Genomic DNA, 14,157 nt, shown 5'->3' with positions numbered 1-14,157 from the left:
AAAGGGACGCACCGTCCGGACAGAGCCCGGACGGCGGGGTCACCGCGCGCTTAGCGCGCGTCGGTCACTTCCTCGACCGTCACCGGCTCGGCGAAGTCATTGCCGAAACTGGTGCGGATATAGGCGACGACATCGGCGATCTGCTGGTCGTCGAGCACGGAGCCGAGCGCCGGCATCGCCTTCTGGCCGTGGATGATCAGGTAGATCGGGTAGCCGGCAGATTCGAGGTTGGCGTTATTGGCGAGCGCCGGGTACTTGCCGGCGCCCACCGCGCCCTGCCCCTCAGGCATGTGGCAGCCGGCGCAGATTGCCTTGTAGATGTTCTCGCCGCCGGTCTGGGTCAGCTTGCTGGGCGAGGCGAACATGGCCGCGTCCTGCGCCATGGCCGGTGCCGTCAAGAACAGGGAGAGGGCCGCCGCCGCGGCAATCGTGAGCTTTGTCATGTCAAAGTCCTTTCTGAAACGGCGGTCAGGCGGCGGTCACATGCGCATGCAGGCGCTTGATCGCATCGATGGCGGAGAGGATGGCGCCTTCCTGCCAGGCCGGCAGGTAGGAGATGTGCTCGCCCGCCATCAGGGTGCGGCCATCCATTGCCGCGGCGGTGGCATACTGGTTCTCTTTGTCGGCCCAGATGCCGAAGCAGCCCAGCACCCACGGCACCCGGTGCCAGGTGACGGCCACGCCGTTGGAAAACTCCGCGGTGTATTGCGGATGGATCTGCGCCCCATATTCGACGGCCTTCTTCACCCGATCCTCGGGCGACATGGCGTTGAACTGGTAGGCCGTGGCGCCCCACGAATAGCCGCCCAGCAGCACGCCCGGACCATCGCTGAAATAGTTGGTCGAGGGGTAGGAGATCAGCGAGATCGGCAGGTTGGTGTAGGTGATACCGCCATAGATGCGCTCGTCCTGCTCCCAGAAGCGGCGCTTGAACTCGAGGCCGAACTTCACCGAACCGGCATAGGACATCGAGTCGATGACCGCGGTCATCTCGCCCGACAGGTTATGCTCGATCTGGCCGAGGATGGAGAACGGGATGGTGCAGATGCAGTAGTCGGCGCTCGCCGTCTCGGTGCCTTCGCCGCTCTGGCTGTCGACATAGGTCACCGTCACGCCGGTGTCCGACTGGTCGATCTTGGTGACCTTGGCGTTGTAGGTGATGAGATCGCCGACTTCCTTCTCGAAGCCCTTGGCGATCATGTCCATGCCGCCGACCGGCTGGAAGATGGTCGACTGGTGCTCGATGCTGTCGCCGTCGACAAGGTGCTGCCAGACACGCGACTGCAGCACGTCGGAAAGCGTCATCGGCTCGGATGGCACCGGCGCGCCATCGACGCCGCCGCCCGGCTCCTTGGCCCAGCCGCGGAACTCCGAGGTGTCGTTGCTCTTCACGTAGGCATAGTTCTCATCGAGCACGCCCCAGGTCTTCAGCGACTCGAGCAGCAGCTTGGCATCATCGGCGCTGACCGTTTCGTCGAGGGCGTTCTGGTTGACCACCTTGGCGAGCAGTTCCGAGACATGGCCGCGATAGTCGGTCAGCGCCTCGCGGAAGCGGACGGGCTTGCCCTCGAAGGCGTCGGTGCGGTGCAGGTAGGCGTTGAAATTGGTCTGGATGAAGGGCTCGAGCTTGACGCCGAAGCGCTTGCAATAGTCGAGCACGCCATAGTGGTGGTGCGGGATGCGCCACGGGCCTGGGTTGATGTAGTTGCCTTCGGCGAACTTCACCTCCTGCTCGAAGCCACCCAGCTCGACATATTTGTCGCCGCCGCGCAGCGTCCAGCAGCGGCCGCCGGCCTTCTCGCGATACTCCAGCACCTGAACCTTGTAGCCGACGGCACGCAGCTCGAGCGCCGCGGTCATGCCGGCAAGACCGGCGCCCAGGATCAGCACCGAAGCGCCCTTGGGGTCGCCTTCCAGCTTCACCGGGCCGTCATACGTCGAGGCCTGGGCGAAGCCGAGCGTCGTCATGGCGTTGTACATCGCGACACTGCCGGCCACAGTACCGATCATCGCCAGCAGGTCGCGCCGGCTCATTCCAGACTTGAATTCAGTCATGATATTCCTCCGAAGGACGACGTTTCCTTCCGCTTCCCATTCGGTCAGGCCGTCACTTCGAGGCTAAGCTTGAGCATATGAGGCTGGCAACGTGATTACTCGCGACAATTCAATCTATAGATCGCCTAAGCTTTGGCACGAATTTGCTGAAAGGCCCGGGTTGCCAAGGGTTTTAGCCACGCTAAAGCCGACGCCGGCTGGCGGCGCAGCTGCATCAGACTTTCGTCTAGTCAGCGTGTGGGTGCGTACCTCATGACCCGGCCAATCGACATCGAGGCGGTATGGCGCACCGAATCGCGCCGGGTGCTGGCGACGCTGATCCGGCTGCTCAGGGATTTCGACCGCGCCGAGGAAGCGCTCAACGACGCCTTCCTCGCTGCCGCCGAGCAATGGCCGCGCGACGGCATGCCGGCCAACCCGCGCGCCTGGCTGGTTTCGGCCGGCCGCTTCAAGGCGATCGACCGGCTGCGCCGCAAGGCCCGGTTCGACGTGGTCGCCGCCGAACTGGCGCTCGAAGAGGAGGCGCAAATGCCGCCCGAAGCCGAATCCATCGCCGATGATCAGCTGCGGCTGATCTTCGTCTGTTGCCACCCGCAGGTGCCCGCCGACGCGCGCATCGCCATGACGCTGCGCGAGACCTGCGGGCTCATGACCGAGGAGATCGCTGCGGCGTTCCTCGCCAAGCCGACCGCCATCGCCCAGCGCATCGTCAGGGCCAAGAACCGCATCCGCGAACTCGAGCTGCCCTATGAGGTGCCCGAACCTCAGGATCTGGCCGAGCGGCTCGATGCGGTGTTGCGCACCGTCTACCTGATCTTCAACGAAGGCTACGCCGCCAGCCATGGCGACAACCTGCTGCGGGCCGACCTCTGCGCCGAGGCGATCCGGCTCGGGCGGCTGCTGATTGCGCTCCTGCCCAACCCGGACGCCGAGGTCGAGGGGTTGCTGGCGCTGATGCTCCTGCAGCACTCGCGGCGCGACGCCCGCACCGATGCAGCCGGCGACCTGGTGCTGATCGCCGACCAGGACCGGCGGCTCTGGGACCGGGCCGAGATCGCCGAGGGCATTGCCCTGGTCAACCGGCTGATGGCGCGCCCCGAGCTCACCGCCTACGGCATCGAGGCGGCAATTGCCGCCCAGCATGCCATCGCCGCCTCGCCCGAAGCGACCAACTGGGGCGAGATCGTCAAGCTCTACGACCTGCTGCTGCGCGCCGATGCCTCGCCGATCGTCATGCTCAACCGCGCCGTCGCTATCGCCATGCGGGACGGGCCGGAAGCGGGGTTGAGCGAAATCGAGACCATTCGCCAGGCTGGCGCGCTCACCGAGTTCCGCTACCTGCACGCCGCCCGCGCCGACCTGCTGCGCCGGTTGGGCCGGACGGAGGAGGCCCGGGCAGCGTATGTGGCAGCACTGGAACTGACGCACCAGGCGGCGGAGCAGCGATTTCTCGAGGGGCGGTTGCGGGAGCTGGGCCAAGCGCAACAGCAGTAGTTTGGGTGCCTTCTCGCGGCCCGACTTACCATCACCCCCGCGCCAGCTTGCCCCGCCCCTCCGGCAGCACCCGGTGCGGGGGCTGGGCGCCGTCGATGAAGGCGCGGATGTTGACGATCACCGTCTCGCCCATCTCGAGCCGCGCTTCGAGCGTGGCCGAGGCCATGTGGGCGGTGAGCACGACGCGGTTGTCGCGCGCCAGCTGCAGCAGCCGCGGATCGATGCCGTTGCGGCTCTCGAACACGTCGAGCGCGGCACCCGAGAGGTGCCCGCTCTCGATCTCGGCGATCAGCGCCGCCTCGTCGACCAGTTCGGGCCGCGACACGTTGACCACGAAGGCATCCTGCCGCATCCGCCTCAGCCGTTCGGCGCTGAGGATGTGGTGGGTCGACCGGCTGAGCGGGGTGTGCAGGGAGACGATATCGACCTCGCCGACCATCTCGTCGAGCTCAGCCCAATAGGTGGCGCCCAGCGCTTCCTCGACCTGTGGCGGTCGGCGGTGGCGGGAGAAATAATGGATGTTGAGGCCAAAGCTGCGGGCCCGGTTGGCGACGGCGGTGCCGATCCGCCCCATGCCGACAATGCCGAGCGCCTTGCCGCGCAGCCGGCGGCCGAGCATCCAGGTCGGCGACCAGCCCGGCCACTCGCCGGTGGCGGGCAGCACCTGGGCGCCTTCGACCAGCCGGCGCGGCAACGCCAGCATCAGCATCACCGCCATGTCGGCGGTATCCTCGGTCAACACCGACGGAGTGTTGGTGACGGTGAGCCCGGCCGCATAGGCCGCTTCGATGTCGATATTGTCGAAACCGTTGCCGAACTGGGCGATCAGCTTCAACTCCGGTGGCAGCCGGGCGATCAGCGCCGCATCGATCGGATCGTTGATCGAAGAGACCAGCACATCCTTGCCCTGAACGCCCTCGATAATGGCATCGGCGCTCAACACGCCATCGACCGGTTTCGAAGTCACCTCGAACAGCGTCGCCATGCGCGCCTCGATCTGTTCGGGCAGGCGTCGCGTCACGAAAATCTTGGGTCGGCTGAGGGTCAAATGAAGCGCTTTCAGCGACCATTAAGGTCTTTTGCATAAGTGTAGAAAAAAAGCACACCCCTGCAAAGTCATGTTCGGCAAAGTCAGCTCCATGCTCCTCACGAGGCGCTCCCACGGGCGGCAGATCAAGACGATTCTGCGCGCCGCACTCCTCACCGCGATCACCGCGGCCGGCCCCGTTATGCCGGCGCTGGCGACGGCCGCCGAAGGGCCGAGCGGCTTGCCGCTGCCGCGCTTCGTCACCACCCGCTCCAACCCGATCAACGTGCGGGTCGGACCGGGCACCAAATACGGCGTCGCCTGGGTCTATGTGAAAGCCGGCACGCCGGTCGAGATCATCCAGGAGTTCGACACCTGGCGCAAAATCCGCGATGCCGACGGTTCCGAAGGCTGGCTGCACCAGAACCTCTTGCAGGGCAAACGCGCCGGCCTCGTCGCCCCCGCCGCCGCCGAGCCGGTGGCGCTGCGCCGCGACCCCAATGACCAGGCCGGCGTCCGCGCCTGGCTGACCCCGAGCTTCCGCGTCGACATCAAGGAATGCGACGGCAAGTGGTGCAAGGTGATCGCCACCGCGCATCCGGTAAACGGCAGCCCGCAAAGCTTTGACGGCTGGGTACACCAGGGCGACCTGTGGGGGGTCTACAAGGACGAAGCCTTCGACTGAGGGGCACCGGGGCCGGGTACAGGCTGACTGAAGCAGACGGCCCCCTCCCATCCTCACCCACAAGGGGGGAGGTGCCCCGCCGGTTCACTTGGCACAATCGAGGACGCAAGCTCAACTCTTCACCTCCCCCTTCATGGGGGACTTCGAGCCGTCCCGTAGGGCAAATCGCTCCAGTGGAGCGATTTGAGGCGAGAAGGCCATGAGAGCTATGCTCGAATGGCGAGGGAGGGGGCCGTCTCTGTCAGTCAGAATAGAGCGTTAGCTCCGAACCTTCCGCACCCGGACCACCACGTCGACATGGGTGATGTCCATGCCGCGGGGCGGCTCGGGCAGGTTCTGGATGACGATGGACGAGGCCGGGATATCGATCACCCGCTGCTCGTCCTCGAGGTAGAAGTGGTGATGGTCCGAGGTGTCGGTGTCGAAGTAGGAGCGCGACGCATCCACCGCCACTTCGCGCAGCAGGCCCGCTTCGCGGAACTGGTGCAGGCTGTTGTAGATGGTGGCGAGCGAGACGTTGACCCGTGCCGAGGCGGCTTCGGCATGCAGCTGCTCGGCGCTGACATGGCGATGCGCGCCGGCGAACAGCAGCTCGGCGAGGGCCACACGCTGACGTGTCGGCCGCAGGCCCGCCATGCGCAACACTGCCGTCAAGCACGGTCGGCGAGACGGAACGGTCCTTGCGGTGAGGCTGCGGTCGGTCATCTGGTCCTTGGCAACGAGGCGTATCAGCCTGGAGCTTATAACTTTCGCGCCTCTTCTGCACAAGCGGCGGTCGGTCGCGGCCGGCGCTCGCGACGGTGGGTCGCGGCGCGCACTTCCTTGGGCGCGCTTGACCCCCCGCCCCCCGCTCTCTAGTAACGGTCTCAACTGACCGACGGAGAAAGCCGGCCGATGACGGATCGGAAGAACGCCTACGGGTATGACGACCTGATCCGCAGCGGAACGGGGGAGCTGTTTGGCAAGGGCTATGCCCAGTTGCCCGCCCCGCCGATGCTGATGTTCAACCGCATCACCGAGATCAGCCGCGAAGGTGGCGCGTATGGCAAGGGCCTGGTGCGCGCCGAACTCGACGTGGACCCCAGCCTGTGGTTCTTCCAGTGCCACTTCATCGGTGACCCGGTGATGCCCGGCTGCCTCGGCGTCGACGCCGTCTGGCAGATGCTGGGCTTTTACCTGTGCTGGGACGGCTCGCCCGGCAAGGGTCGGGCACTCGGCTGCGGCGAGGTGAAATTTTCCGGCCAGATCACTAATGACGTCAAAATCGTCGAGTATGGCATCGACCTGAAGCGGGTGATGAAGTCCAAGCTCGTGCTCGGCATCGCCGACGGCTGGGTGAAGGCCGACGGCCAGATCATCTACGAGATGTCCGGCCTGCGCGTAGGCCTGTTCACCTAATGGTTTCTTGATTTGCGCGCTTTCGAAGCGGAAAAGTCGCACAACTTTTCCTGAAAGCGCGACGCCCGCCGCCGGACCTGAGCCGCGGCCATAGAGGAGGCAATATGAGGCGCGTTGTCGTCACCGGCATGGGGATCGTCTCCTCTATCGGAAACAATCTCGATGAAGTGATCGTGAGCCTCAAGGAGGCCAAGTCCGGCATTGTTTTCGCCGAGGACTACGCCAAGTACAACTTCCGCTGCCAGGTGCATGGCGCGCCCAAGCTCGATCCGTTCGCGGTGCTCGACCGCCGCACCACCCGCTTCATGGGCAAGGGCGCGGCGTGGAATTACATCGCCATGCAAGAGGCGATCGCCAATTCCGGGCTCGAGGAAAAAGACATCAAGAACCCGCGCACCGGCATCATCATGGGCTCGGGCGGCCCCTCCACCCCCACGCTGATCGAAGCGGCAGACATCACCCGCGAACGCGGCCCCAAGCGCATCGGGCCGCTGGCCGTGCCCAAGGCGATGAGCTCGACCGCTTCGGCGACGCTGGCGACGCCGTTCGGGATCCAGGGCGTCAACTACTCGATCACCTCGGCCTGCGCGACCTCGAAGCACTGCATCGGCGCCGGCTACGAACAGATCCAGTGGGGCAAGCAGGACATCGTGTTCGCCGGTGGCCACGAGGATCTCGACTGGTCGCTCAGCAACCTGTTCGACGCCATGGGCGCCATGTCCACCGACTTCAACGCCACGCCCGAGAAGGCGTCGCGCGCCTATGATGCAAAGCGCGACGGCTTCGTCATCGCCGGCGGCGCGGGCGTGCTGGTGCTCGAAGAATACGAGCACGCCAAGGCGCGCGGCGCCACCATCCTCGCCGAACTGGTCGGCTATGGCGCGACCTCGGATGGCTACGACATGGTTGCCCCGTCGGGCGAAGGCGCCATCCGCTGCATGCGGCAGGCGCTGTCGACGGTGAAGGGCAAGGTCGACTACATCAACCCGCACGCCACCTCGACGCCGGTTGGCGATCTGAAGGAAATGGAAGCGATCCGCACGGTGTTCGGCAATGGCGAGAGCTGCCCGCCAATCTCGGCCACCAAATCGCTCACCGGCCACTCGCTCGGCGCCACGGGCGTGCAGGAATCGATCTACTGCATCCTGATGATGCGCGAGAAGTTCCTGTGCGAAAGCGCCAATATCGAGGAACTCGACCCGGTATTCTCGGACATGCCGATCCTGAGGCAGCGCCGCGACAACGTCGATATCGGCATCGCGCTCAGCAACAGCTTTGGCTTCGGCGGGACGAACGCCACGCTGGTGTTCCAGCATCCGGACGCGGCGTAAGCTCTAACCTGCCAACATCGCGGCTGTGGCACCCCCACCCTCAGTCCCTCCCCACAAGGGGGAGGGAGGCGGTAGCTGCATGCTCACGGTTCAGACGTCTCCCTCCCCCTTGTGGGGAGGGATCAAGGGTGGGGGTGGCCACACGCTCAGCGCGTTGTGTTACCCCAGCATCTCCACCGCCAGCGCCAGCACGCGCTTGAACGCCGTCATATCGGTCAGTTCCTGCCCGACCGGCGCGTCGCCCACCACCACGGCGCCGCCGCGGTTCACCACGCCGCCATGCAGCATCAGGTTGTCGATGAAGCCGAGATCCTCGATCAGGATGTGATCGGGGCCGCGCGGCTTGCCCTCGGCATCGGCGTACCACTCGCCGTTGAAGTGGTCGCGGGTGCGGATGCCATGGTCGGCCTTGACGTTGGTATAGGCGAAGGCGGGCTTACCCTGGGCGCACATGAAGCCGAGCTCGAAGCAGGTCCCGGTGTCCGCCGCGATGCCGCGGAACGGCGTCAGGTTGGCGATGATCGCATCGGCCGAGTGCATCAGCTTTTCGTCGATGGCGCTGATCGCGAGGCCCAGCTCCCACTTGCTGTTGGTGGGCGGGAATTCCAGGTCGCCCGGCGACACCGGCACCAGCCCCGCCTCGCGGGTCAGCGCGATCTTCAGGTCGAGGATTTCGCGGGCGTTGGGCAGAAAGACTTCCGGGCCGGCGAGATAGACGGATTTGGGCATGATGGCTCGTTCAGATGGCGTCAGTGACTGGAATGGCCGGCTTGCGGGGCAGCCCCGCTGACCCCGAGGTCAACTCCGCTGACCAGGTCGCCGCCGACAAAAGTCGCGGCGATGTTCGGTCGGCTCGCAGTGTAGAGGATTTGCTCAAGCCGTTCAGCCGGGTCCGCCCCGAACAGCCGGATGGTGCCGGCCTCTGCCGCGGGGGCCACCAGCAGAGCATCGAAGTGATAGCCAGGGCGGAACAGTCCGACGGGCAGGTCGAGCGCTTCACCACCGCCCGCTGTGGCGAGGTGGAAGGCGGTGAGCATGTCGATGCGCGAGTTGGGGACGCCGCGCGTTTCACGTGAATCCCTCGCGTCGACCCCGTCCTCGAGCAGGCGGGAAGCCTGGGCGGTGGCGCGACAGGCCTCCAGCATCGAGCCGGAGGGCCCACCGGAAATATCGGTGCCGAGCCCGACATGGAGGCCCTTTTCCAGCGCCCGACGCAGCGGGAAGACGGCGTTGCCGAAATACATGTTGGAGAGGGCGCAATGCGCCACGCCGGCCCCAGCGGCGCGGACCGTCGCCATATCGTCGTCGGTCAGAAACACCGAATGGGCCAGCACAGTCTTGCGGCCCAGCAGCCCGAAGCCGTCGAGCGCTGCGGTGTCGGTCTTGCCGTAGCGATCGAGCGCATAGCCATGCGCCCAGTCGCTCTCCGAACAATGGGTCTGCACGTGGCAATCGCACTCCGCCGCCAGCTTGCCGAGGCCGGAGAGGGCTGCGTCGGTGCAGGACGGAATGAAGCGCGGCGTGATCACCGGCAGCACCCGGTCATTGTCCGGCAGCGCCCGGATATGGTCGATGACCGCACGGGTATCGGCGACCGCGGCCTCGGCCGAGGCATCGCGGTCATAGTCCGGGCAACTCGCCGGATCATCCATCACCACCTTGCCGACCAGCGCCCGCTGCCCCTGCTCGAGACAGATCTGCGCCAACAGCTCCGTGGCCTCGCGGTGCACGGTGGCGAAATAGAGCGCTGTGGTCGTGCCCGAGGCGAGGAGATCGGCGACCAGCGTTTCGTACCGCTCGCGAGCGAACTCGAGGTCGGCGTATTGCGCCTCGAGCGGGAAGGTGTATTTGCCCAGCCAGACTTCCAGCGGCACGTCGAGCGCCATGCCGAGCTGCGGATATTGCGGCGCGTGGATGTGGAGATCGACAAAACCCGGCAGCACCAGCTGTCCGGCCGGCAGTTCGATGGTTCCCTCCGGCACACCGTCGGCGGCCCGACCGATGCTGGTGATGGTGCCGTCGCCGGCAACCGCAATCACCGCATCGCGCAGCACCTCGAGCTCGCCGCGCACCGGTGCATGGACGAAGCTGCCGCGGACGCTGCGCCCACGCAGCCCGCTCACCAGACCACCTTGTGCTGCTCGCCGGTCTGCACGTTGACGAAGCCCTCGGGCGCCAGTTCGCTCGGCGCCACCAGCACCCAGCGCCAGGGCGAGCAGGTGAGCGTCGCGAATTTCAGGAACTCCGGGAAACCGGGCTTCCAGAGGTTGAGCGCCGAAGGCTTGTACATCCACTCGACCTGCTCTGCCGCGCGGTAAAAGGCCTGCATATCGATGTCGAAGGCTTCGGCCGAACGCGCCGTCATCAGCCCGCCGATTTCGAAGCGCATCTCGGCGACCACCTCGCCCTTGTGCACCAGCACCCAGCCGCCATCGATCTCCTGCAGCCGGTTCACCGCCTTGGCCATCGCCGCGTCGGAGGAGCCGATGCACCAGACATTGTGGCTGTCATGCGCCACCGAGGAGGCAAGCGCGGTGTCGGGATCGGCCGGACCGCAGCCGGTCCAGAACATCTTCGCCACCGCGCCATCGCCGCGATAGCGGTCGACCAGCGCCCATTTGGTGATCAGCCGCTCGGTGTCGCGCTGCACCAGCCCATCGACCACCGGCAGCGCCTCGACCAGGAAATCCTCGTTCCAGTGGAATGGCCTGAGGATAGCCGCCTGCATGGTGTGGCGGCCCGGCTCGGCCTGGATGGCGAAATCCTCGGCGTCGAGGACGCGCCCGATGTTCATGGTCTTCCTCGCCCAGTCCGGCCAGTCGATCGCGGCCAGCGGGCCGAGGAACTGTTTGCCCTCGGAGACCAGCTGGCCGTCGGCGTAAACGTGGCGGATCGACAGTGTCTTGACGTCGTCGAGCAATACTATGTCGGCATAACGTCCCGGCGAGATCGAGCCGACCCACTGGTCGATGCGCATGTGCCGCGCCGGGTTGATGGTGGCGCACTGGATGGCGATCTCGGGGGCGAGGCCATACTCGATGGCGTGCCGCACGTTGTAGTCGGCGGCGCCTTTCTCCAGCGTTTCGGAGGCCGAGCGGTCGTCGGTGGTGAAAGCGATGTTCGACCAATCGGTGAGCCGTTCGATCAGCCCTGGAAGTATGACGTCATAGGAGAACGGACGGAGCTCGGTGAAGATGCCGTGGCTCAGCCGCTCCCAGGCTTCCTCCAGCGCCCACACCTCATGGTCCGACGAGATGCCGGCGGCGGCGAAAGCCGAGAGATCGTGCGGATCGATCAGTCCGGAGCCGTGCCCCTCGACCACGCCGCGCATCTCCATGGTGGCGCCGATCATCCCCCACATGCGGATATAGCCGGGGTTTTCGGGGTTCCACACCGAGGGCCAATCCATCACCTCGTCGAGGCTGACGGTGCCCATGTCATGGGCGAGGAACTCGCGCTGCTCCTCGTAGCCATAATAGCCGCCCGACTCCTCCCAGGCGCTGGGCGGCACGGCCGAGCCGGGCTGGATGAAGATCTTCAGCGGCGAGCCGGCAAGGCGGGATTTCTGCCAGAACTCCTGGTTCTTGCCGCCGTTGACATTGGCGAACTCATGGCTCGCCTCGCAGGTCCAGGTATTGCCGCGCGGCAGCACCAGGGCCGCCTCGAACTCCGGGGTGATGTGGGTCGATTCGATGTGCTTATGCACCTCGCCGAAGCCCGGTACGGCGCTGAGCTCGGGGTAGCTCACCCGCGCCTGCACCTCGCCCTTGTAGCTGCCGCGCGGGCCGACAAAGGCGATACGGCGACCGGAGACGACAATCTCCTGGTCCTCGAGCCAGTGCCGCGAATGCACCGAGAGCAGCCTGCCGACCTCGATCACCAGATCCGCCGGGCGTTTGGCCAGCGCCACCAGCGTCAGATGCTGGCGAATGGAAACTTCGTCCTCGGCGTTGAGGATCAGGTCGTCGGGCAGGTGCATAGGCGGATTCCGGTGGCGCAACCGCGTTAGTAAAGCGGTTTACGAGAGCGAGCGCAATGCGCCGCAATGAGGGACGTGCAGCAAAGCGGTGAGCAATCTCTGTCCAGCGTCGACGCTTGCTCGCGGCAGTACATTTTGCCATAAGCTGCCGGCCTCGACCCCATCCAGCGAGGACAAGCCGCGATGAGCCAGATTGCCATTTTCAGTGGTAGCTCTCATCCCGACCTCGCGGCACAGATCTGCGCCGAGCTCGGTGTGCCGCTGCTGCCGACGCGGGTGAAGCGCTTCTCCAATGACTGCATCGAAGTGCAGCTGCAAGCCAATTGCCGTGAGCAGGACGTGTTCCTGATCCAGACGCTGAGCGCGCCGGTACAGGATCACCTGGTCGAACTGCTGCTGATGCTCGACGCGGCGCGTGGCGCCTCGGCGGCCCGCATCACCGCGGTAATCCCGCATTATGCCTATGCGCGCTCCGACAAGAAGGATGCGCCGCGCATCTCGATCGGCGGCCGCATGGTCGCCGACCTCTTGCAGACCGCCGGGGCCAACCGGGTGCTGACCATGACGCTGCACTCGCCGCAAGTGCACGGGTTTTTCAGCGTGCCGGTCGATCACCTGCACGCGCTGGGCGAGCTGGCCGAATATTTCCAGCGCTACGATATGGGCAATGCGGTGGTGGTGTCGCCGGACCTCGGCAACGCCAAGAACGCCGCGGCCTTCGCCAAGCGGCTCGGCGTGCCGGTGGCGGCGGGCGCCAAGGAGCGGATCAGCGACAGCGAAGTGCGGATCACCGCGATCATCGGCGAGGTCGAGGGGCGCGACGTGATTGTCCTCGACGACGAGATCGCCAGCGGCGGCTCGATGGTCGAACTGCTGCGGCATTTGCGGCAGCATGGCGCACGATCGGTGCGCATCGCCTGCACGCACGGCATCTTCGCCAACGATGCGATCGGGCGGCTGGCGGCAGAGCCCGATGTGCTGGAGATCGTCTGCACCGACACCCTGGCAATCGCCGCGGTGCGCCGCCACCCCAAGCTGACCGTGCTGTCGATCGCCCCCGCGCTGGCCGAAGCGATGCGCCGGATCAACAGCGGCGAATCGGTCAGTACGCTGTTCCATGCCGAACAGCCGGCGCCGACAGTGACGCGGCTTCGGGCTTAGGCGGGTCGCAACGCCTGCTCGAACGTCGCACTGACAGCACGGCCGATGTCGGCACGCGTCGCAGCCAGCACCGCATTGGGATAATAGGGCGCCACGTCGTGGCCGATGCCGATGGCGCAAAGGTGGATGTCGCCGGCGTGCTGGAGCGCTTCAACCACCTCCTGAAGGTCCAGAAACTGGACGCCATTCTGAGAGATGGTCGAATCGTCACCGGGCGCGCCGTCGGACAACACCAGCAGAATCCGCCGCCGGGCCGGCACGGTGCGCAGGCGCGCCGCCGCCCACAGCAGAGCCTCCCCGTCGACATTCTCGCGCAGCAGCCGTTGCCGCAACATCGCTAAATAACGGTCCGAAGCCGGGCCGGGCTCCACGCTAGAAGCCGGCCGATAGACAATGTGCAACAGATCGCACAGCCGCCCCGGCGACGGTGGCCGGCCCCGCTCAAGCCACAGCTCCCGAGAACGACCGCCCTTCCAGGAGGTTGTGGTGAAGCCAAGCACCTCCAAATGAATGCCCAACTTGCCAAGCAGGAGCTCGGTGAGCTCCAGGATGGAAACGGCAGAGAGGATACCATCGTGACGCATCGACCCCGAATGATCGACAAGTACGGTGACGACCGTGTCTGATTGCTCATTGGCGGCGTCAAGCTTCGCCGCGATGGAACTGACCTGTGACTGGGCCGCGGCCCACCACGCCTCCGGATCGCCGCGAAACTCAACGAGACGCGTCCGCATCACGTCAATGTCTGCTGGCGAAAGGGGGCCAAGCCTGGCGGCGAGCTCGCCGCTCGAGACCGTCTCGTCGAACCCTGTGGTAAAGATCTTGTAGGCAAAATCGGTGGGGCGAGGCGTGGGAGGTGAATATTCCGGTGGCGGTGCTATCCGATCCGGTATTTCCGCACTCGGCACACCAGCCAAAGCCAGTATCCGCTCTGCTAGTCTGTCGAACCAGGACGACACGTTACCCCCGCCTCAGTTAGGCCGGCAGGCTATCAGAGCGGGGGGGGCGGGCAAGTAGTGCCCAAGCT

Annotated in this window: 13 protein-coding genes; 5 read left to right on the top strand and 8 right to left on the bottom strand. The window is 65.7% G+C overall.

Annotated elements, in window-relative coordinates; translation table 11 throughout:
- Positions 1-50 precede the first annotated feature (50 nt).
- Both ASC89_RS02315 and ASC89_RS02310 read right to left on the bottom strand, forming a co-directional pair.
- Positions 51-443, bottom strand: coding sequence for a cytochrome c (locus tag ASC89_RS02315; protein WP_055994239.1), 393 nt, complete (start codon positions 441-443; stop codon positions 51-53).
- Positions 444-468: 25 nt separating this feature from the next.
- Complete coding sequence (locus tag ASC89_RS02310) at positions 469-2,055, bottom strand: NAD(P)/FAD-dependent oxidoreductase (protein ID WP_244488378.1); 1,587 nt, start codon at positions 2,053-2,055, stop codon at positions 469-471.
- A 252-nt stretch (positions 2,056-2,307) separates the two neighbouring features.
- Between ASC89_RS02310 and ASC89_RS02305 the strand changes: the two genes are divergently transcribed.
- Positions 2,308-3,549 carry an RNA polymerase sigma factor gene (locus ASC89_RS02305; RefSeq protein WP_055994236.1) on the top strand — a complete coding sequence of 414 codons (1,242 nt, stop codon included), beginning with the start codon at positions 2,308-2,310 and terminating at the stop codon, positions 3,547-3,549.
- A gap of 31 nt (positions 3,550-3,580) precedes the next feature.
- Here ASC89_RS02305 and ASC89_RS02300 read toward each other — a convergent pair whose 3' ends face one another.
- A complete protein-coding gene (locus ASC89_RS02300; RefSeq protein ID WP_082527921.1) occupies positions 3,581-4,534 on the bottom strand; it encodes a D-glycerate dehydrogenase in 954 nt (317 codons plus the stop codon).
- Positions 4,535-4,688: 154 nt separating this feature from the next.
- Between ASC89_RS02300 and ASC89_RS02295 the strand changes: the two genes are divergently transcribed.
- Positions 4,689-5,261: an SH3 domain-containing protein gene (locus ASC89_RS02295; RefSeq protein WP_082527922.1), complete on the top strand. Its 573-nt coding sequence runs from the start codon at positions 4,689-4,691 to the stop codon at positions 5,259-5,261.
- A 258-nt stretch (positions 5,262-5,519) separates the two neighbouring features.
- On the opposite strand, the gene irrA is transcribed toward ASC89_RS02295, so the two are convergent.
- The gene (gene irrA / locus ASC89_RS02290; RefSeq protein WP_082527844.1) at positions 5,520-5,966 is read right to left on the bottom strand and encodes an iron response transcriptional regulator IrrA; all 447 of its coding nucleotides are present in this window, start codon (positions 5,964-5,966) and stop codon (positions 5,520-5,522) included.
- Positions 5,967-6,155: 189 nt separating this feature from the next.
- Here irrA and fabA point away from each other — a divergent pair, with 189 nt between their 5' ends.
- Together fabA and fabB are read left to right on the top strand one after the other, a co-directional pair.
- A complete protein-coding gene (fabA, locus tag ASC89_RS02285; RefSeq protein ID WP_055874410.1) occupies positions 6,156-6,659 on the top strand; it encodes a 3-hydroxyacyl-[acyl-carrier-protein] dehydratase FabA in 504 nt (167 codons plus the stop codon).
- Positions 6,660-6,763: 104 nt separating this feature from the next.
- On the top strand, positions 6,764-7,990 hold the full coding sequence (fabB, locus tag ASC89_RS02280; protein ID WP_055994234.1) for a beta-ketoacyl-ACP synthase I: 1,227 nt from the start codon (positions 6,764-6,766) through the stop codon (positions 7,988-7,990).
- Positions 7,991-8,149: 159 nt separating this feature from the next.
- Here fabB and ASC89_RS02275 read toward each other — a convergent pair whose 3' ends face one another.
- Genes ASC89_RS02275 through ASC89_RS02265 form a run of 3 tightly spaced genes read right to left on the bottom strand, consistent with a single transcriptional unit; the run spans position 8,150 to position 11,969 of the window.
- Positions 8,150-8,719 carry a nucleoside 2-deoxyribosyltransferase gene (locus ASC89_RS02275; RefSeq protein WP_055994232.1) on the bottom strand — a complete coding sequence of 190 codons (570 nt, stop codon included), beginning with the start codon at positions 8,717-8,719 and terminating at the stop codon, positions 8,150-8,152.
- A gap of 20 nt (positions 8,720-8,739) precedes the next feature.
- A complete protein-coding gene (gene guaD / locus ASC89_RS02270; RefSeq protein ID WP_082533133.1) occupies positions 8,740-10,113 on the bottom strand; it encodes a guanine deaminase in 1,374 nt (457 codons plus the stop codon).
- Positions 10,110-11,969 carry an adenine deaminase gene (locus ASC89_RS02265; RefSeq protein ID WP_055994230.1) on the bottom strand — a complete coding sequence of 620 codons (1,860 nt, stop codon included), beginning with the start codon at positions 11,967-11,969 and terminating at the stop codon, positions 10,110-10,112. The genes guaD and ASC89_RS02265 overlap by 4 nt, the downstream gene beginning before the upstream one ends.
- 183 nt (positions 11,970-12,152) lie before the next feature.
- Between ASC89_RS02265 and ASC89_RS02260 the strand changes: the two genes are divergently transcribed.
- Positions 12,153-13,130: a ribose-phosphate pyrophosphokinase gene (locus ASC89_RS02260; protein ID WP_055994228.1), complete on the top strand. Its 978-nt coding sequence runs from the start codon at positions 12,153-12,155 to the stop codon at positions 13,128-13,130.
- On the opposite strand, the gene ASC89_RS02255 is transcribed toward ASC89_RS02260, so the two are convergent.
- The gene (locus tag ASC89_RS02255) at positions 13,127-14,089 is read right to left on the bottom strand and encodes a cobaltochelatase CobT-related protein (RefSeq protein ID WP_156384470.1); all 963 of its coding nucleotides are present in this window, start codon (positions 14,087-14,089) and stop codon (positions 13,127-13,129) included. The genes ASC89_RS02260 and ASC89_RS02255 overlap by 4 nt on opposite strands.
- Positions 14,090-14,157: the final 68 nt, after the last annotated feature.

This window comes from Devosia sp. Root413D1, assembly GCF_001425235.1.
GTDB lineage: Bacteria > Pseudomonadota > Alphaproteobacteria > Rhizobiales > Devosiaceae > Devosia_A.
Note: the sequence above shows the minus strand (reverse complement) of the source record. Positions and strands in the feature narration are given on the sequence as shown.

Excerpts from the sequence above, each read along its gene's own strand:
- ASC89_RS02315 (WP_055994239.1), bottom strand. The coding sequence starts at position 443 with ATGACAAAGCTCACGATTGCCGCGGCGGCGGCCCTCTCCCTGTTCTTG.
- ASC89_RS02310 (WP_244488378.1), bottom strand. The coding sequence starts at position 2,055 with ATGACTGAATTCAAGTCTGGAATGAGCCGGCGCGACCTGCTGGCGATG.
- ASC89_RS02305 (WP_055994236.1), top strand. The coding sequence starts at position 2,308 with ATGACCCGGCCAATCGACATCGAGGCGGTATGGCGCACCGAATCGCGC.
- ASC89_RS02300 (WP_082527921.1), bottom strand. The coding sequence starts at position 4,534 with ATGGCGACGCTGTTCGAGGTGACTTCGAAACCGGTCGATGGCGTGTTG.
- ASC89_RS02295 (WP_082527922.1), top strand. The coding sequence starts at position 4,689 with ATGCTCCTCACGAGGCGCTCCCACGGGCGGCAGATCAAGACGATTCTG.
- irrA (WP_082527844.1), bottom strand. The coding sequence starts at position 5,966 with ATGACCGACCGCAGCCTCACCGCAAGGACCGTTCCGTCTCGCCGACCG.
- fabA (WP_055874410.1), top strand. The coding sequence starts at position 6,156 with ATGACGGATCGGAAGAACGCCTACGGGTATGACGACCTGATCCGCAGC.
- fabB (WP_055994234.1), top strand. The coding sequence starts at position 6,764 with ATGAGGCGCGTTGTCGTCACCGGCATGGGGATCGTCTCCTCTATCGGA.
- ASC89_RS02275 (WP_055994232.1), bottom strand. The coding sequence starts at position 8,719 with ATGCCCAAATCCGTCTATCTCGCCGGCCCGGAAGTCTTTCTGCCCAAC.
- ASC89_RS02265 (WP_055994230.1), bottom strand. The coding sequence starts at position 11,969 with ATGCACCTGCCCGACGACCTGATCCTCAACGCCGAGGACGAAGTTTCC.
- ASC89_RS02260 (WP_055994228.1), top strand. The coding sequence starts at position 12,153 with ATGAGCCAGATTGCCATTTTCAGTGGTAGCTCTCATCCCGACCTCGCG.